This is a genomic window from Asticcacaulis sp. MM231, assembly GCF_964186625.1.
Classification (GTDB): domain Bacteria; phylum Pseudomonadota; class Alphaproteobacteria; order Caulobacterales; family Caulobacteraceae; genus Asticcacaulis.
In genome coordinates, this window is the sequence record NZ_OZ075108.1 from 3,408,928 (window position 1) to 3,426,564 (window position 17,637).

At 59.1% G+C, this 17,637-nt stretch carries 19 protein-coding genes and 1 pseudogene; 11 read left to right on the forward strand and 9 right to left on the reverse strand.

Annotated features, from left to right (window positions below; all coding sequences use genetic code 11):
• Window positions 1–73: 73 nt before the first annotated feature.
• On the reverse strand, window positions 74–838 hold the full coding sequence (locus ABQ278_RS16665) for a LytTR family DNA-binding domain-containing protein (protein ID WP_349320594.1): 765 nt from the start codon (window positions 836–838) through the stop codon (window positions 74–76).
• 91 nt (window positions 839–929) lie between these two features.
• On the opposite strand from ABQ278_RS16665, the gene ABQ278_RS16670 reads away from it, so the two are divergent.
• Both ABQ278_RS16670 and ABQ278_RS16675 read left to right on the forward strand, forming a co-directional pair.
• Window positions 930–1,349 carry an alpha/beta fold hydrolase gene (locus ABQ278_RS16670; RefSeq protein WP_349320595.1) on the forward strand — a complete coding sequence of 140 codons (420 nt, stop codon included), beginning with the start codon at window positions 930–932 and terminating at the stop codon, window positions 1,347–1,349.
• Window positions 1,350–1,353: 4 nt separating this feature from the next.
• Entirely contained in the window at window positions 1,354–1,920 is a 567-nt protein-coding gene (locus ABQ278_RS16675) for an alpha/beta fold hydrolase (RefSeq protein ID WP_349320596.1), read from the forward strand.
• A gap of 23 nt (window positions 1,921–1,943) precedes the next feature.
• Here ABQ278_RS16675 and ABQ278_RS16680 read toward each other — a convergent pair whose 3' ends face one another.
• The 8 genes and pseudogenes from ABQ278_RS16680 to ABQ278_RS16715 all read right to left on the reverse strand — a co-directional run bounded on the left by ABQ278_RS16680 (window position 1,944) and on the right by ABQ278_RS16715 (window position 10,705).
• Window positions 1,944–2,318: a hypothetical protein gene (locus ABQ278_RS16680; RefSeq protein WP_349320597.1), complete on the reverse strand. Its 375-nt coding sequence runs from the start codon at window positions 2,316–2,318 to the stop codon at window positions 1,944–1,946.
• Window positions 2,319–2,471: 153 nt separating this feature from the next.
• Window positions 2,472–4,346: a M2 family metallopeptidase gene (locus ABQ278_RS16685; protein ID WP_349320598.1), complete on the reverse strand. Its 1,875-nt coding sequence runs from the start codon at window positions 4,344–4,346 to the stop codon at window positions 2,472–2,474.
• Window positions 4,347–4,398: 52 nt separating this feature from the next.
• Window positions 4,399–4,881, reverse strand: coding sequence for a hypothetical protein (locus tag ABQ278_RS16690; RefSeq protein WP_349320599.1), 483 nt, complete (start codon window positions 4,879–4,881; stop codon window positions 4,399–4,401).
• A gap of 110 nt (window positions 4,882–4,991) precedes the next feature.
• Window positions 4,992–6,290, reverse strand: coding sequence for an IS701 family transposase (locus tag ABQ278_RS16695; protein WP_349320600.1), 1,299 nt, complete (start codon window positions 6,288–6,290; stop codon window positions 4,992–4,994).
• 86 nt (window positions 6,291–6,376) lie between these two features.
• Window positions 6,377–7,456: an IS630 family transposase gene (locus ABQ278_RS16700; RefSeq protein ID WP_349319295.1), complete on the reverse strand. Its 1,080-nt coding sequence runs from the start codon at window positions 7,454–7,456 to the stop codon at window positions 6,377–6,379.
• Window positions 7,457–7,638: 182 nt separating this feature from the next.
• Window positions 7,639–8,427, reverse strand: coding sequence for a monofunctional biosynthetic peptidoglycan transglycosylase (mtgA, locus tag ABQ278_RS16705; RefSeq protein ID WP_349320601.1), 789 nt, complete (start codon window positions 8,425–8,427; stop codon window positions 7,639–7,641).
• Window positions 8,428–8,447: 20 nt separating this feature from the next.
• On the reverse strand, window positions 8,448–9,440 hold the full coding sequence (locus ABQ278_RS16710) for a WD40 repeat domain-containing protein (RefSeq protein WP_349320602.1): 993 nt from the start codon (window positions 9,438–9,440) through the stop codon (window positions 8,448–8,450).
• Window positions 9,441–9,606: 166 nt separating this feature from the next.
• Window positions 9,607–10,705: pseudogene (locus ABQ278_RS16715) on the reverse strand (GTP-binding protein).
• Between the two features lie 283 nt (window positions 10,706–10,988).
• On the opposite strand from ABQ278_RS16715, the gene rplU reads away from it, so the two are divergent.
• The 9 genes from rplU to ABQ278_RS16760 all read left to right on the forward strand — a co-directional run bounded on the left by rplU (window position 10,989) and on the right by ABQ278_RS16760 (window position 17,553).
• On the forward strand, window positions 10,989–11,513 hold the full coding sequence (rplU, locus tag ABQ278_RS16720) for a 50S ribosomal protein L21 (protein WP_018080506.1): 525 nt from the start codon (window positions 10,989–10,991) through the stop codon (window positions 11,511–11,513).
• A gap of 27 nt (window positions 11,514–11,540) precedes the next feature.
• A complete protein-coding gene (gene rpmA, locus ABQ278_RS16725; RefSeq protein ID WP_018080507.1) occupies window positions 11,541–11,810 on the forward strand; it encodes a 50S ribosomal protein L27 in 270 nt (89 codons plus the stop codon).
• Window positions 11,811–12,067: 257 nt separating this feature from the next.
• Window positions 12,068–12,667: a GNAT family N-acetyltransferase gene (locus tag ABQ278_RS16730; RefSeq protein ID WP_236621561.1), complete on the forward strand. Its 600-nt coding sequence runs from the start codon at window positions 12,068–12,070 to the stop codon at window positions 12,665–12,667.
• 100 nt (window positions 12,668–12,767) lie between these two features.
• Window positions 12,768–13,820, forward strand: a complete 1,053-nt coding sequence (obgE, locus tag ABQ278_RS16735) for a GTPase ObgE (RefSeq protein WP_349320603.1) — start codon at window positions 12,768–12,770, stop codon at window positions 13,818–13,820.
• Window positions 13,821–13,824: 4 nt separating this feature from the next.
• Window positions 13,825–14,475 carry a nicotinate-nucleotide adenylyltransferase gene (locus ABQ278_RS16740; RefSeq protein WP_026172589.1) on the forward strand — a complete coding sequence of 217 codons (651 nt, stop codon included), beginning with the start codon at window positions 13,825–13,827 and terminating at the stop codon, window positions 14,473–14,475.
• Between the two features lie 116 nt (window positions 14,476–14,591).
• Window positions 14,592–15,062: a ribosome silencing factor gene (gene rsfS, locus ABQ278_RS16745; protein WP_026172590.1), complete on the forward strand. Its 471-nt coding sequence runs from the start codon at window positions 14,592–14,594 to the stop codon at window positions 15,060–15,062.
• Window positions 15,063–15,072: 10 nt separating this feature from the next.
• On the forward strand, window positions 15,073–15,564 hold the full coding sequence (gene rlmH, locus ABQ278_RS16750; protein ID WP_349320604.1) for a 23S rRNA (pseudouridine(1915)-N(3))-methyltransferase RlmH: 492 nt from the start codon (window positions 15,073–15,075) through the stop codon (window positions 15,562–15,564).
• Between the two features lie 139 nt (window positions 15,565–15,703).
• Window positions 15,704–16,366 (forward strand): HAD family hydrolase, encoded by a 663-nt coding sequence (locus tag ABQ278_RS16755; protein WP_349320605.1) that lies wholly within the window; start codon window positions 15,704–15,706, stop codon window positions 16,364–16,366.
• Window positions 16,367–16,413: 47 nt separating this feature from the next.
• The gene (locus tag ABQ278_RS16760) at window positions 16,414–17,553 is read left to right on the forward strand and encodes a peptidoglycan DD-metalloendopeptidase family protein (RefSeq protein ID WP_349320606.1); all 1,140 of its coding nucleotides are present in this window, start codon (window positions 16,414–16,416) and stop codon (window positions 17,551–17,553) included.
• Window positions 17,554–17,637 lie beyond the last annotated feature (84 nt).

Here is a 17,637-nt window from a genome sequence, read left to right on the forward strand (position 1 = left end):
CGGCCCTTTTGGGGTCGGGTTTTTCTTTGAAAAGAGATGAAGTCTTGGGGCCATTGGCCCCAAACCCCGTAAGTTATGTCATCTGTTCCAGCCACGCCTCGAACTCTTTCCGACGATGGCGGCTTAACGGCAGCTTCAAACCCGTATTCAACTCGACCAAGCCGTTTCTGTAATCCTTGACCGCACCATCGTGGACCCAGTGCGAACGATGAATCTGGAAGCCGTCTTTTAACAATTCGACCGCCTCGGTCAGGGTCATATGGATCAGCGCCTCGCCGCGCGCCGTGTAAATGCGCAGATAATGATCTTCCGACGACATGGCCAGCACAGCGCTGCGTTTCAGCGCGAACGGCAAGCGATGCGCCAGGGGGAACGCCTCCCCTGCCACCGCTGGCTCATTCTTTGGCAACCGGCTATGGCGCAGCCATGCCACCAGCGTGATGCCGGCCTGCACCACCCATATCACGAACAGGTTCTGCCACAGCAGGTCCGTGAAGTGAACAAACCGCAAGGCGCCTCGGCCGAAAACATGCAGCGAGCCCCAGACGATAACGGCCGCCGGCAAGACCAGAACGGCATCGTAAAGCAACGCTACCCACAAGGGCCAATTGCCGGCGAAAAAGCGCCGCGCCAGCCGGTAAGCGCCCTCCATGATAACGAAGCCAATAACCGTAAAACACAGCGAAAAATGTGCGCAACGCTCCCAGAAATCCATGGTGGTATAGCTGCCGAAAGGCCCGAACAAGGCCAGCAACAGCCCCAGAAAAGGCATGGTCAGCAACGCCTGCAATGAGCGATGCGGCGCATAGCGAAAGCGTAAGAGACGAAACGAATCCATTGGCGAAATTTGGCGACCATCCACGAAAGACGCCAAGACTACGAGGCACGCGCCCCATAAGCAAGCGAGGTCACATTCACAGGAGAGCCCCATGCTCAAACACCTTCTTCGCGGTCTTATCCTTATACCTCTTGTCATGATCACTGTCGTCGGCGGCATACTGATCTTCACAGCCCCGAAAGCGCCGCCCCCTATCGCCGCCGTCGAAAAGGCCAATGATCCGTTCGCGCGTTTCAGCCGCGAACTGCCCGCTTATCATTACCTGACGGCGCGGGATGGCGGTAAGCTCGCCTATCATTATTATGCCGGCAAACCCGTTGGCGGCGTGGCCATTCTGGTGCATGGCTCCTCCGGCACGTCACTGGCCGTTCACGGTCTGGCCAAGGCCTATGCCGCGCGCGGCATCACCGTCTACGCGCCTGATCTGCGCGGTCATGGCATAAGTTCCCGGCCCGAACGGCCGGCTTGGAGATATCGTCTATCGCGGGCAATACGAAGACGATCTCGATGATCTGGTGAAGCTTATTGAACGCGAACATCCCGGCGAGAAGCGCCTGCTGATCGGGCATTCGATGGGCGGTGCCGTCATCCTGCGCACCGCATCAAGTCGCTATGCCGGTAACTTCAACGGCTATCTGGCGCTGTCGCCTTTCATCGCGCCCAACACACCCATGGATCGCCCCTCGCAGGGCGGTTGGACGGTGGTCAGCGTGCCGCGCATCGTCGTCCTGACCATTCTCAACCGCTTCGGTATTTCGGCGCTTGACCACCTGACCGTTCTGGCCATGGCGGTGCCGGAAAACGACAACCAGCGTCCGCGCACCTATAGTCACGCCCTGCTGGCATCAGCCAATCTGCAACAGGACTGGCAGGCCAGACTGGCGGCGATCCGGCAACCGACGCGCATCCTGATCGGCGCCCATGATGAGCTTTTCACAGCTTCGGCTTATCCTGTCGAAATCGGTAAGGCCAATACGAAGATCGCTGTGACAATTCTGCCGGATCAGGGACACATGACGATGATGTTTGATGAAAAAGCCTTAGCCGCAGAAACCGATACAGCGGTCGATATGCTGAGATAAACCTATGGGGTTTGGGGTCCCAGTCAGTCAAATACCTGACTGCTGGTCTTCACGCGGATGCGCTTCCGGTAAAGCCAATTGCCATAAATCACGGTCAACCAAGCCAACGGCAACCATACAATCTCGACCATGCCTAGCGACGACAGCAGAGAAGGTAATATTACTGAAATGTCTGCGCCAAATTTGACCAGATTGATATACATTGAGACATAAGGCACGAGCGTCAAAATGCCGAAACCAATGGCAATGACAATTGCAGTTAGCCTTCCCGTCTTGATGCCTTTCCAGAACGTCATCAGCCAAACAGCTACGAGCGCCCCCCCAAGTATAACAACCGGAAGCCACCACGTTCCGCTTTGAACTACATAATAGGTATCTTGAGCGGCATAATTTACCAAGGCATACTCCAGAGATCATTGCGTATAGCTATGGGGCGTGGGGTCTGTGACCCTACAAACCTTGCCTTGTTCCGAAGAAGCCTGTCCCTCAAAGGGGCCGGGCTTCTTCGGAAAGAGAGAAGACTTGGGGCCGCAGGCCCCAAACCCCATACCTTATATCGAGCCTTCCCAGCCGCAGGTCTGGCCCTTATTCTGTTCTTCCAACCACGCATTCAGCGGTGCGAAATAATCCAGAATCGCCGTCGCATCCATGTCGCGCTTGCCGGTGAAGGCTTCCAGCGCGTCCGGCCAGGGCTTTGATTGCCCCATCTCCAGCATGGCGTTCAGCTTTTCACCCACGGCGCGCTCGCCATAGATCGAGCAACGCGCCAGCGGACCCTTCCAGCCGGCCTGATCGCAGGCCGCGCGCTGGAACTGGAACTGGAGGATCGCCGCCAGGAAATAGCGCGTATAGGGCACGCTGGCCGCCACGTGGTATTTCGCGCCCGGATCGAAGGCATTGGACGGACGCACGGCCGGCGCCGAAAGCCCCTGATACTTGCCCACCAGTTCCCACCAGCGCTGATTATACTGCGCCTCGGTGATCTTGCCGGAGAACACCTCCCAGCGCCAGCGATCGACCTCCACGCCGAACGGCAGGAAGGCAACCTTCTGCAAGGCCATCTTGAGCAGGTAAGGGATATCCTCGGATTCGTCCGGCACCTTATCGAGCAGGCCGATCTGGTTGAGATAGGTCGGGGTCACCGAACTCAGGCCGACGAAATCACCGATCGCTTCGTGGAAACCGTCATTGGCGCTGTTCTTGAACAGGAACGGCTGATCCTTGTAGGCGCGCTGATAGAAGTTGTGCCCCAGTTCGTGGTGGACGGTGTAGAAGTCCTCGCCATTGACATTGGTACACATCTTGATGCGCACGTCGGACAGGTTATCGACGTCCCAGGCCGAGGCGTGGCAGACGACTTCGCGGTCCTTCGGACGGGTGAACTGCGAGCGCTCCCAGAAGGTCTGCGGCAGGGCCGCGAAACCGAGCGAGGTGTAGAAGCTCTCGCCGGTCTTGACCATCTTGATGGGATCGTACTTCTTCTGCACCAGCAGCTTATCGAGGCTATAGGACGACTTGATGCCTTTTGGCGCCACCACGTCATAGATGTTCGACCAATCCTGCGCCCACATATTGCCGAGCAGGTCGGCGCGGATCGGTCCGAACTTCGGCTGCACGCTATCGCCATATTTCTCATTGAGCTTGCGGCGCGTATAGCAATGCAGATTTTTATAGAAGGGCGCGACCTGCGACCACAGGCGGTCGGTCTCGGTGGCGAAGGCATCCGGCGCCATGTCATAACCCGAACGCCACAGCGCGCCGGTATCCTTGAAGCCCAGCCCTTCGGCGCCGGCATTGGAAAGCTGCGCCAGCTTGGCGTAGTCGCCCTTCATGGGCGCGGCAATGCTCATCCAGCCTTCCCACATGGCGCGGGTGACCTTCGGATCGCGCGACGCGGCCATGGTGCGCGAGGCCTCGTCGAGATTATAGACCTTGCCGTTCCAGGTGAATTTTCCGGTCGAATAGGTCGAACCCAGGCGGGTATTGACCGCCGCCAGATCGGCCGCGGCGCCGGGTTTGTCGGCCGCCGGTAAAACCTGCGACACCCGCAACAGCAACAGCTTGCGGCGCGTCACCGCATCGACATCAACGTCATTATATTTAGCGGCTTGCAGCGCCAGGCTGACCTGAGCCTCATTGAGCGCGGCATCGGCGCGGGTCTGGAGCCACTCTGTGTCATAATTGATGAAGGTGGCGCCCATCCACTGCACATGCTGGGCATATTCGTTGAGCGCTGCCAGCTTGGCTTCGGCCTCATCGGCGAAGGCCTTGGCTTCGGCCGGGGTGGGCTTGGCGGCCGCGACCGGCGGGGCCGCCGGTTCGGGGGCGGCAGGCGGTGCTTCGGCGACCGGCGCCATCGGGGCTGAGGTGGTGGCGCAGCCCGTCAGCAGGGCAAGACACGCGGCGGACGCTAATAGACGCTTCATAACAGACCTCCCAAGGTGAATGCCGAGAGGGAAAGGCATTTGGTGGCGGGCGTCAAGACCATTCATTATGCGCTTTCAACCAATCAAGAAGCTTGAAAATCACATCCTCAAAATCCGGCAAGTCCGGCAAACCCGGATTCGGAAAGAACTTATATGCCAAATAGGCGCTCATGAGAATGAACCCAAAACCATAAATTCTGAATTTATCCGATGGAATGGCCAGTGTTATTTCGCGTTTAGGCTTTTCTACTCCATCCTGCGCTACCATAGAATTTAGGTGGTGATTAATATCATTGGCTGCCGCAATAGATCTGGCCTTCACGACCAACCAGAGCCCTACCAGCATGGGCGAGAGTATGAGCACCGGCACGCTCGTTTTCAAAGCAATCAGCAAGACGGTATGGAAGGGTACATACTGGAGCGGCAAGAGCAGAAGCGGGCTGGCGATCATAACGCAGCCAAAGAAAATCAGAACCATTGCAAAGGCAAAACTGAAAAAGCTGTTCAAAGGTTTGCGTGCGCTCAAAAACAGCACATCAATCTCTCGCGCAGACACACCATTGTATCCGGCCAGACGGTTACGCTTGCTTCGCCATCTAGCACTACTTTGGCATATTATTCTTGGCGGGCTCGGCGAGGCGTTTGTCACAGTGGGGACAGCGCCTTGGTGGCGGTCGCATGAAGAGGTCGAGAATGGCCTGGCGGATGGCGGGCATTGTCGGCTGAGGCGGTGGCCCCCCGACTTTTTTTTCGTCCCGCTGCTTTGAGGCGGCGGGATTGGAGAAATGCAAAAGCGATCATCGCCATTAGACAATGTCGGTGCAAACCGGTCCATGACCTGCCTTCGAAGTGATCAAGCCCAAGCTCTTCCTTGAGTTGCTGATGTGCCTGTTCGCAGATCCACCTTGCCTTGATAGCCGCGGCTAGCATCTTGAGGGGGGCGTCGGCAGGCAGGTTTGACAGGTAGTATTTCTGTTCTCCGGTTGAACGCCTTTCCCCGACCAGCCAGACCTCCTCCTCGCCAGGCATGGCTTGGACACGACCGTCGCTCATACGATGCCTGTGGCCATCTGCGACCCGAACGCGGCAAGCGGCAAACTGGCAGTTCAGCTTGCCTTTGGTTCCGCGCCGCCAACTTACTTTCTTCCATTTCCCATCAGCCAACATCTTTTCGGCAGAGACAGCAACATCGTCAGGGACATGGTATTTGCGCCGCCTTCCGGTTGCCGCTTCCGGGAAGATTAGGCCGACGTCTGCCTGATACACATTCTGACGCCGTGATATGCCGACGGCCCACAACAGGTCGCGCTTGCTCAGGGCCTCGCGGAACGGCCCGCTTGACCCATAGCCAGCATCGGCCAGCACGCACCCGAACCGGGCCCCAGAGGCTATAACACGATCAATTTCCTCAATGGCGATCTCCGGCTTTGTCAGGGCAACCTGGCATTCTTGCGGGACCCGAGCCCGGTTCATCCGCGCGACATCATTCGTCCAACTCTCGGGCAAGAACAGGCGCAGGCCCACCATCACAGGCACTTCGCGCGATGCCAGCGTCACCGAAACAAGCGACTGGCAGTTGGACGTCTTGCCAAGCGAGGAAGCATATTGCGCCGCCACGCCAACCGAATGGCTGCCCTTTTTCGGCAGCGCCGTGTCATCGATGACAAGATAACCGGCATCATCCCCCACCAGACGGTCGGCCTCCTTCAGGAGAACGGCTTCAAGCGGTCCACTTTCCCAAACGCCGTCAGAGACAAAATGATGGAGTTGGTCATAGCCAAACTCGCCATCGCGGGCGGCCATCGGCTGGACACTCTTGCGGTCACCCGGGCCAATCAGGCCTGCAATATAGGCAGGGCACAGCCGCATCCGGGTCTTATGCCGCAAGGCCACCAGGAAGGGCGTCAACCAATCTTCCAAATCTACGCGCCAATGTTCCGACATCGCCAGTCTCCTTAAAGCTGGCTCTCTATGAATCACGCAATGTCAGCCGGGGGAATCCTCAAAATTCATTTTCTGCCAAAGTAGTGCTAGTGTTGTGACTTTAACGCCTGTCGCCCCCTGGCGACCTTTTCAAGAATGTCTGTAGCGGATTTGGTCCAAACGAAGGGCTTTGGATCGGCGTTGTGATGATCGAGATAGTCTTGAATTGCGCCTTCGAGTTCGGCGACACTCTTGAACACGCCGCAGCGGATGCGATCGCCTGTTATCAAGCCGAAAAAGCGTTCGACCTGATTGAGCCAGGACGCCGAAGTGGGGGTGAAATGCATGTGGAAGCGAGGATGTTTGGCCAGCCATGCTTTGACCGCCGGATGCTTATGGGTGGCATAGTTGTCGGCGATCAGGTGCAGGTCGAAGCCCTTGGGCGTGCTGCGGTCGATGAGTCGAAGGAATTTGAGCCATTCCTGGTGCCGATGACGTTTCATGCATTCGCCGATCACCCTGCCGGTGGCGACATCGAGGGCGGCGAACAGTGTCGTCGTGCCATGCCGCTTATAGTCGTGGGTCATCGTTCCCGCCCGCCCCTTCTTCATTGGCAGGCCCGGTTGGGTGCGGTCCAGCGCCTGGATCTGTGACTTCTCATCGACCGAGAACACCAGTGCCCGGTCCGGCGGATCAAGATAGAGACCGACGACGTCCGTCACCTTCTCGACGAACTGCTTGTCGTTCGACAGTTTGAACGTCTTGGTCAAATGGGGCTTGAGCCCATGCGCGCTCCAAATGCGCTGTACGCTGGTGTGGCTCAGACCCACCGCCTTGGCAAGCGTGCGCGCGCTCCATTGCGTGGCAGCCGGTGGCTTCTGTCGCAGCGTCATCTCGACCACACGCGCAATGACTTCGGCGCTCAACGGCGTCTTACGGCCAGGCCGGGTCGCGTCGCGCCCAAGCCCATCGACACCCTGCTCAAGATAACGATCGCGCCAGCGGTAGGCCGTCTTCTTGGTCTTGCCCAGCGTCCGCACAATCGACGCCAAACTCGCCGCGTCCGCCCACATCAGCACGATCCGCGCACGCCAAACAAGCTTCTGCGGCGTGTTCCGGTCCGCCACCCAACCTTCCAACCGCACCCGAGCCTCAGGCGACAGCAACAGCCTTTTGTCCATGTCCATCGACACAGACTCGCATATTTGCAAGATCAAGGGAATCCATCCGTTGATTCCGCAACACTAGGCAGCAGGAATGTGATGGCAAAATTAAAGAGCAAGAAGACTAGGCATCCGTACATCACCATCGAATATCCAGTAGTCAATATATTGAGCATAGCCGTATTCCCCCAAAGCTTGCCTCTTATCTATTCCGCCGCGCAGGCATCCAGCCCCTGACTGACCACGGTCCGCGCATTGGCGGCGATGCGGCCGGAGCGCTTGTTGCCCTTGGCCTTGCGCTTGATCGGATTGGGCAGGATGGCCGCCAGTTGCGCCGCTTCCGCGCGGCTGAGCGTCTTTGCGCTGTGACCAAACCAGTATTGCGAGGCGGCCTCGGCGCCATAGACGCCAGGCCCCATCTCGATCGAATTGAGATAGACCTCCATGATCCGGTCCTTCGACCACATATGCTCGATCAGGAAGGTGTAATAGACCTCAAAACCCTTGCGCACCCACGAACGATCTGGCCACAGGAAGACATTCTTGGCGGTCTGCTGCGAAATGGTCGAAGCGCCGCGCTTCTTCTTGTGGGTGGCGTTGTAGCGTTGGGCCTTTTCGATGGCCTGGATATCGAAGCCGTCGTGCGTGCAGAACTTGGCGTCTTCCGAGGCGATGACGGCGCGCTTGAGATTGTCCGAGATCTGCGACGCCGGCACCCAGCGGTGATCGAGGCCATTACCATGACCAAGCCGCTCGATCATCAGCAGCGTAATCGGCACCGGCACAAAGCGATGGATGGCGACCGACAGGATCGAAAAGGCGAAGAAGCCGACGACACAGCCGACGGCGAAACGGAACGGACGGAATTTACGTTTAAGAGGCACAGGCTTTACAGGTGGTGGTGGTGTGGTGTCTTCCGGAGGGGCATCATAGATGACCTCTTCACTCAGACCCGGAATGTCATTCTCCGGCTCATCGCCCTTACCGTCACTCATGCACGCCCCCAGCGTCCAAATTACTCCGCAGGTTCGAATATATAGACGGTTCCGTCCTCATCACCAAACAGAATGCGCGTGCCCTCGCCGGAGAGCGACAGCGAGGTGATGGCCGCGCCCTTTTCGCCCTTGATCCACTCAATGTGGGTCGATTGCAGCTCAGCCAGCCAGACGCGGCCGTCCTCGGTGCCGGCGGCCAGAATGGTTTCCTCGGGCGCACCTGCCACGCAACTGACCATGGTGCCTTCCAGCGGATTGATCTCGGAAGCTTCCTCGCCCATCGGGCCGTTGGCGCGCAGGAAGGGCCAGACCACCGCGCCATTGGCGCCGGAGGTGGCCAGAAGCTTGCCCTTGGCAAAGAAGTTCAGGCTCTTGATCTTGGCGGGATAGCCGCCCATCCGCATGTCTTTCGAATCCTTCAGCCGCCAACCGTGCAGGGCACTTTCCTGCATGGCGGTGATGACGAATTCGCTCGACGGCGCCATGGCGATTTTCGTGTGTGAACCGGCCCAGAACAGCTTGGTCGGCTTTTGCTTTTCATCGATGCGGGCGAACCACACAACCACGCCATTATAGGTGGCGCAGTAGAGCTTGCGCGCCTTCGGATCGAAGACGAGATCGGAGACCGAATGCTCATGCGTGAAGATTTTGCTCTCTTTCTTGAGCAGATCGAGCACATGTACCTTCTTGGCGGTGGCGTAGGCGATCACCTGGCCTTCGGGCGCCACAGCGATGACGTCGATCCACGCCCCCTTGTGCGACGCCAATTCGATCGGGCCGGCTTCCTTCGTTGTCCACACCACGCGGCCATCATCGCCACCGGTGATGACGCCAAGGCCGGTCGGGTGGATGACAGCGCTCAGGATGCTGGCGTCAGGGTGCGCGTCATAGCGCGCGTTGGCTTCGGGGAAAACGACGCGGCCATCGGCCAGCGCCACCACGGGCTCATCGAGCGCATCGAACAGGGCGGCGACCACATAGGAGTCGAAGGAGTTTTGATAAGCAAAGGTCATGAGGGCGCTTATAAGCAAGGAGATGGGATTTGAACACCCTTCTCCTCCCCTGATTTATCGGGGGAGGTGTCAGCGCGAGGCTCGCAGAGCCGGTGTCGCTGACGGAGGGGGCGCTTTGGGAGGGAGACAAAGCCCCTCCCCCGTAAACAGGGGAGGAACTGATGGCTTACGCCGCGATGCAAGCCTCAAAGCCGGCCTTGATCGCCGCCGTATCGAGATGACGGCCGATAAACACGGCGCGCGACACACGCTTTTCGCCTTCGCGCCATTCGCCCTGCAGCTCGCCTTCGAGGATCATGTGAACGGCCTGGAAGACCAGACGCTTGTCCTCACCCTTCACGTCGAGAATGCCCTTGGCGCGCAGGATGTCCTGTCCCTTTTCGGCCAGCAGCTTATCGAGCCACTGGGTAAAGCGAATGCCATCGATCGGCGTTGCGGCGCTCAGCGAGATGCTCTTGATCTCTTCGTCGTGGATCGGATTGATGGTGTGGCTGCAATGCTCATCATGGACGTGACCGGCCTCACCGTGCGCGGGGCCGTGATCATGGTGGTGGTGGTCATGCCCGTGATCGTGACCATGATGATCGTGATCGTGGTGATGATGGTCGTGATCATCATGACCGATGCTGTCCATCTTGGTCAGATCAAAGCGGTGCTGATTGAGCAGCGAAGCGATATCGACGAAAGACCGCTGGGCGCGCGTGATGCTGGCCAGCGGGTTCAGGCCCTTCAGGCGGCCTTCAATCTCATCAAGCTTGGCGTCATCAACCAGATCGGTTTTGTTGAGGATAATATGGTCGGCAAAGGCGATCTGTTCCTTGACCACGCGGTCGGTCCTGAGCGCTTCATCAAAGTGCAGGGCATCGACCAGGGCGGTCACCGAATTCGAGATAGGTCTTGGCCTTGATGTCCTCATCGACAAAGAAGGTCTGCGCCACCGGGCCAGGATCGGCCAGGCCCGTAGTCTCGACGATGATGGCGTCAAACCGGCCTTTGCGCTTCATCAGACCGGCCAGGATACGGATCAGGTCGCCGCGCACCGTGCAGCAGATACAGCCATTGTTCATTTCAAACACTTCTTCATCGGCGCCGACGATCAAGTCGTTGTCGATGCCGATTTCGCCGAACTCATTGACGATGACGGCGTATTTCTTGCCATGGTTTTCCGACAGGATGCGGTTGAGCAGGGTCGTCTTGCCGGCGCCCAGATAGCCGGTCAGGACGGTGACGGGGGTTTTTGCGGTGACAGAAGCGGTATCGGCCATGGTGGTGTTACTTTATAAAGGTGGAAAGGGTCTGCCGCTTAGTTAAGCCTTCGCGCATTGAAATCAAGCCTTGAGTTATATAGAAGCAGGTGAGGACTTTGTTTTGAAAGTGTGGCGGCAATAAAATAGCCAATTACGCTTCTAAACCCGTTGACTCACCGACATATCCTTGTATAAGTCGCCGCCTCTCGCCCGGAGCCTTATGGTTCCTGGGGCGTTTTTCCATTCTCCCGCGCAGGACTTTTCTCTATAAAGCCCCGTGCCTACGCAAAGGTTCTTGACCATGTACGCGGTCATCAAAACAGGCGGTAAGCAATACCGTGTATCGGCTGGCGATCTGATCGTTGTCGAAAAGCTCGAAGGCGAAGCCGGCGCGGCTGTTAAGTTCAACGAAGTGCTGATGCTCGGCGATGAAGCCGGTGCAGTCGTCGGCGCCCCGCTGGTTGACGGCGGCGTTGTCGAAGCCACCCTGATCGAAACCCGCAAGGGCGAGAAGGTTCGCATCTTCAAGAAGACCCGTCGTCAGGGTTATCGCCGTACCCGCGGCCATCGCCAACTGCAGTCGGTTCTGCGCATCACCTCGATCCTCGGCGCCGGCAAGTCGGCAAAGTGGGAAGGCACCGTTTCGCTGACCACGAAGGCCGAACTCGACGCCCGCGCCCGTAACCTGGCGCCGCGCAACCTGGCCGCCGCCATCGCAACCCCGGCTGTCGAAGCTGAGGCCCCTGTTGCGGCTGAAAAGCCCAAGAAGGCCCCCGCCAAGAAGAAGACCGAAACCACCGCAGCCGACGATTCTGGCGAAGCGTAAGATTAAAGTTTAAGAGGACACCCTCCCATGGCCCACAAAAAATCTGGCGGCTCGTCACGTAACGGCCGCGACTCACAGTCCAAGCGTCTTGGCGTCAAGAAGTACGGCGGCGAACTCGTTCTCGCCGGCAACATCTTGGTTCGTCAACGCGGCACCAAGTTCTTCGCTGGTGACAATGTCGGCCTCGGCCGCGATCACACCCTCTTCGCCACGGCGACAGGCAATGTGAAGTTCACCACAAAGCGCGACGACCGTTGTTACGTGTCGATCCTGCCGGTGGCTGCGGCCGCTGAATAAGCACGCCTTCGATATTTCGGATCGTGCTTAAGTTTTTAAGCCGATCCGGACCGAGTTTAGAGCGGGAGTCCGGATTTTACCGGGCTCCCGTTTTTCGTTTTCAGTTGTGCCGAATTTGGAAGCAACGGCCAAATTAGAAACAACTGAATGTGATCCCGCTCTTCGAGACCTGTGGTGGAACTGACACAGTTTGACCCTAAATAGACCTCAGCCTGCGGCTATACCAGCGCCGGGGCTACGGAGTGAGAGAGATGATCATGCGCAACGAACACATCCGGCCCGATCACGAAAAAGCCGCAGCCCCGCATGGCGGCCGCAGCATCGAAACCACGCGCCTCAGCCTGACGCCTTTGCGAAAGACGGACCTCGACACCTTCATGGCCGTATTCGCTGACAAGAACTCGGCGCGCATGACCCATGCCATTCCGCACCCGCTGAACCGAAACGAGGCCGAGGCCCTGCTGGCCAAGATGTCGGCGACGCCCGTCAGCCCCAATCTTTTGAGTCACTGGGCGATCCGACTGGAGGATGACCGCCTGATCGGCGTCATCAGCCTGACCAAATCGGCCTGCGGCACCTCCGGCGGCATCCATGCGTTTGGCCCTAACCTCAGCGTCTTTATCGCCCCCGCCTATCAGGGGCAGGGCTATGCGATCGAGGCGACGGACGGCCTGCTGCGCTGGTGCAAGAAGCGCAAGGTTCACCGCATCGTCCATGCGGCGCACTTTGCCGACAACGAGCCTTCGGCCCGCGCCCTGATCAGCGCCGACTTCCTCTATACCGGCCGCAAGACGCTGGAAACCTCACTGGCGCGCGAAGGCGAACACCTCGCGCTCCATATGATCCGCATACTGTAAAACGCACCGAGCAAGAAACGTCTCCCCATCAGCGCGTCGATTTATCGACGTGGTGGTGGGGTTTCTTGCTTTTTCAAACGTTTTGCTTCAAAGAACCCCAATGAAATTCCTCGATCAGTGTAAAATCTATATCCGTTCCGGTAACGGCGGCGCCGGCGCCGTTTCGTTTCGCCGTGAAAAGTTCATCCCCAATGGCGGCCCCGACGGCGGCGACGGCGGCAAGGGCGGCGATGTGTGGATCGTGGCCAAGGAAGGCCTCAACACCCTGATCGATTACCGCTATCAGCAGCACTTCAAGGCCAAGACCGGCACCCACGGCATGGGACGGCAGATGCACGGCGCCAATGCCGAAGACATCGTGATGTATGTGCCCGTCGGCACCGAAGTCTTCGAAGAAGACCACGAAACCCTGATCGTCGATCTCGATGTCGAGGGCAAAAGCTTTATGCTGGCCAAGGGCGGCAATGGCGGATGGGGCAATACGCGCTTCAAGGGGCCGATCAATCAGGCGCCGAAATTCGCCCTGCCCGGTCAGGATGGCGAGGAGCGGTGGATCTGGCTGCGCCTCAAGCTGATCGCCGACGCCGGTCTCGTGGGCCTGCCCAATGCCGGCAAGTCGACCTTCCTGGCCGCCTCCAGCGCCGCCAAGCCCAAGATCGCCGACTATCCCTTCACCACGCTGGTGCCCAATCTCGGCGTCATCGATCTTGGCCCTGAGCAGCGCTTCGTCATGGCCGATATTCCCGGCCTGATCGAGGGCGCTTCGGAAGGCGCCGGCCTCGGCACCAAGTTCCTCGGCCACGTCGAGCGCACCAAGGTGCTGATCCACCTGATCGACGGCACCCAGGACGATCCGGTGGGATCGTACAAGGTGATCCGCAAGGAACTGAACGCCTACGACGAGATCCTCGGCTCCAAGACCGAACTGGTGGCCATCAACAAGTGCGACGCGCTCGACAAGGACGCCCGCAAGAAGCTGGCCGCCAAGATCAAGAAGGTCAGCGGCCAGACCCCATTCCTGATCTCCGGCGTCACCGGCGAAGGCGTGCGCGATCTGCTGTTCGCGGCGCTGGAAACCATCACCGGCGAGAAGCTGGAAGAGGCGCATCCGACACCCGACGTGCCGGCGCCCTATAACCCGATGGACACCTGAAAGCGTGTTTCGCGCTGGCCTTGCCCCGATGCGGCCTGCCGTCTCCTCCGGGGGATTGCGCAGCGGTTTTCATCTCGAACCCGGCATGAAGATCGGCCTGTTTGGCGGATCATTCAATCCGGCGCACGAGGGGCATCGCCACGTCGCCGCCACGGCGCGTGAAAAGCTGGGGCTCGACCGCATCATCTGGCTGGTGTCACCGCAGAACCCGCTGAAGTCGAAGGCGGAGACCGCGCCCTTAAGCACCCGTATCGCGCAGATAAAGCCCTTTATCGGCCCGATGGATATCATCTCCGACTTCGAGACGCGCATCCACGCCACCTATACGCTCGATACCCTGCGCGCCCTCAAGGCCCGCTATCCCGGCGTTCATTTTGTCTGGATCATGGGGGGCGACAGCCTGGCGCAATTCCATAAGTGGCGCGGCTGGACACAGATCGTCCATATGGTGCCGATCGCCGTCGTGTCGCGTCCCGGCGCCTTGATGAAGGCGCGCTTCTCACCCGCGGCACAGCGTTTCGGTCACTACCGGATCGATGAACGCGCCGCCTCGACCCTGGCCCTTCGCCGCCCTCCCGCCTGGACCTATATCAAAGGTCCGTTACACAGCCATTCATCGACGGCTTTACGCCTGAAATTGAAGGCAAAACGCTAAAACACGATAATCCCGATGAAAGGGTGACCTCTGGCGCAGTTTGTGCTATGTACCCTCTTCAAGACGCGCATTTTGATCCAAAAAGTTCTGACACTTTTTTGGAATGCGCTTGCATAGTGGATCATAAAGGAACCCAAGCCCTGTCTCGTCAACCCGCGCAAACTGCGCCCGAAGCCCCTCAGTTTGAGGCTCCCGAAGCTGTTGTCAACGCTTCCCACGAAGCTCCCTCGACCGAAGATATGCTGCCGCTGGAAACCCTGATCGTCGAACGTCTCGACGATGACAAGGCTCAGGACATCGTATGTATCGATCTCAAAGGCAAGTCCTCGGTCGCCGATACCCTGATCATCGCATCCGGTCGTTCGCACCGCCATGTCGGCGCGCTGGCCGATCACGTCGTGCGCGCCCTCAAGGAAAAAGGCTTCGGCAAGGCCAAGATCGAAGGCCTGCCGGCTTGCGATTGGGTTCTGATCGATGTGGGCGATGTTGTTGTGCATATCTTCCGTCCGGAAGTCCGCGCCTTCTACAATATCGAAAAGATCTGGTCGCTGTCGGCTGACGGCACGGGCCACACGATTCAAGCCTAGGCTAGGCCTGATGCGTCTCACGCTCTGCGCCGTCGGGAAACTGGGCGCGACCGTCGAAAACACCCTCGTGAAAGACTATCTGAACCGCGCCACCTTAACCGGGCGCGGTTTAGGCATTTCGCCTGTGGACCTGCTCGAGGTCGAAGCCAAAAAAGGCGCCAAGGCCGCCACCTCAGCGCTGCTGAAAGCACAGGAGATGGAGGCGATCAAGGTCGCACTCAGTGAGGGCGGCATCCTGATCACCTGCGATGAGCATGGCGAGCCACTGACTTCGCGCCAGATCGCCACGCGCCTGAATACCTACAAGGACCGCGGCGAGCGTCGCGTCACCTTTCTGATCGGCGGGGCCGATGGCCTTGATCCGGCCCTGCTGAAAGCCTCGGCCTTTTCGCTTGCCTTCGGGCCACAGACTTGGCCGCACGCCCTTGTGCGCGTGATGCTGGCCGAACAGATGTACCGCGCCACCACCATTCTGGCCGGATTGCCCTATCATCGCGATTAGAGCACTTTCCGAAAAGTGTAACGCACTTTTCAGATCAAAAAGTGCGTCAAAACAAAAATTAGCCTTACACCCCATGACATTTTGCACTGCACCATTTATACGTGGGCGCGGTAAAACTTGGTATGGAGTGGGTGTCGTCATGAGTGTAAATGCGTTGCTGGAAGGTCGTTACCGCGCTTTTCTGTTTGATATGGACGGTACGTTGCTGAATTCCATGGCCTCGGCCGAGCGCGTCTGGGGCGCCTGGGCCAAACGTCAGGGGCTTGATGTTGAAGCCTTCCTGCCCACCATTCACGGCGCCCGCTCGGTTGATACGATCGCCGCCCTGAAAATTCCGGGCCTTGATCCGGCAGTCGAGGCGCATGGCATTACGCAGGATGAGATTAAAACCGCCGACGGTATCGTGGAAATTTCCGGTGCCCATAAATTTCTGAGCGCCCTGCCCGCCGATCGCTGGGCCATCGTCACCTCAGCGCCGCGCGCCCTGGCCGAAGCCCGCATCAAGGCAGCCGGTCTGCCCGCTCCGCCTCTGCTGATCACCGCCGAAGACGTGAGCGCCGGTAAGCCCGATCCGCAGGGCTATCGTCTGGCGGCGCAAAAGCTGGGCGTCGATATCGCCGATTGTCTGGTGTTCGAAGACGCCGCCGTCGGGATCGAAGCCGGCCACGCCGCCGGCGCGCGCGTCGTCGTCATCACCGAAACGCACCACCAGCCCCTGGCCAGCGCGCATCCGCAAATCCCGGCCTATCGTGATCTCATCCCGCATATCGACAGCGACGGCTATATCCGCCTGGCGGCCTGATCAAACCACGTCTTGAGAATTCAGGCGAACCGTCTTATCTCAAGACCATGCTCGCGTCTTCGCGCCATTTGCTGCTAAGCGGCCTTGCCGTCTTCGCCCTGCTCGGGGCGATGCAGACGGATGCGCAGACGCGCCTGAAAGACCTCAACGCCGCCGATCGCGCCGCGCTTGATAATCTGTCCACCCAGCGCCGCGCCGAAGAACGCAAGAGCGACACCCAGCGCCGCAATGCTCGTCAGATCGCGCAGGAAATAGAAGCCCTGCGCCAGCAGATCATCGACATCTCCAAGAAGCAGGGCACCGGTGAAACGCGCTCGGCCATCTTCCGCGCCCGTCTCGAAACCCTCAACCAGCAGGAAATCGACATCACGCGCAAGCTGAGCGTTGAGCGCGCCAAGCAAGCCCGCCTGCTCAGCGCCCTGCAAATCTATTCGCGTAATCCCCCGCCGGCGCTTTTTGTCACCCCCCGCAAGGCCAATGATGCCGTGCTGGCCGCCATCATCATGCGCGCCATCACGCCTGAGCTGCAAAAGCGCACCAACGGACTGGTCAAGCAGAACAACGATCTGGTCAATCTACGCCGTCAGGCCGCAGCACAAAATGACGCCCTGTTCGTGTCGGAAAGTGACATTTCCGATCAGCGCGACGAGATCGAACGCCTGATCAGCCAGAAGATGGGGCTGGAAGACCAGCTTCTGGGCCAGGCCGACCAGATGGACGCCCGCGCCACCGAACTGAAGGCAAAAGAGGCCCGCCTGCGCGGCGATATCCCGCTGAAAATGCTTGGTATCGCACCGGCCGATAACACGCATCTGATGCAGCCAGTGGTCGGTGACGTCACCCGCGCCTTCGCGCAAGCCGATGGCGCCGGCCCGTCCAATCGCGGCACCACCTACGCCGCCCTGCCAGGCGCTCAGGTCACCTCGCCGGCCGAGGGCGAGGTCGAGTTCGCCGGCCCGCTTGACTCCTACGGCCAAGTCGTCATTCTCAATATCGGGAACAATTACCGCGTCGTCATCACCGGAATCGGCCGTATCTATGTCGATAAGGGCCAGACGGTCGGGCGGCAGGAGCCGCTAGGCCGGATGCCGAACCTGTCGGAGAAGAAGACCCTGCTCTATATGGAACTGCGCCGCGGTGAAGATCCGGTCAATCCCGCCACGCAATTACAAGTTTCCAGCCGTTAAAAATTTTTCAGCTCAGACGCCGCCAGATTATTTAAACAATAAGAATGGGCTCCTCGCATAGGCTCGGGCGCCCGGTCGGGCTTG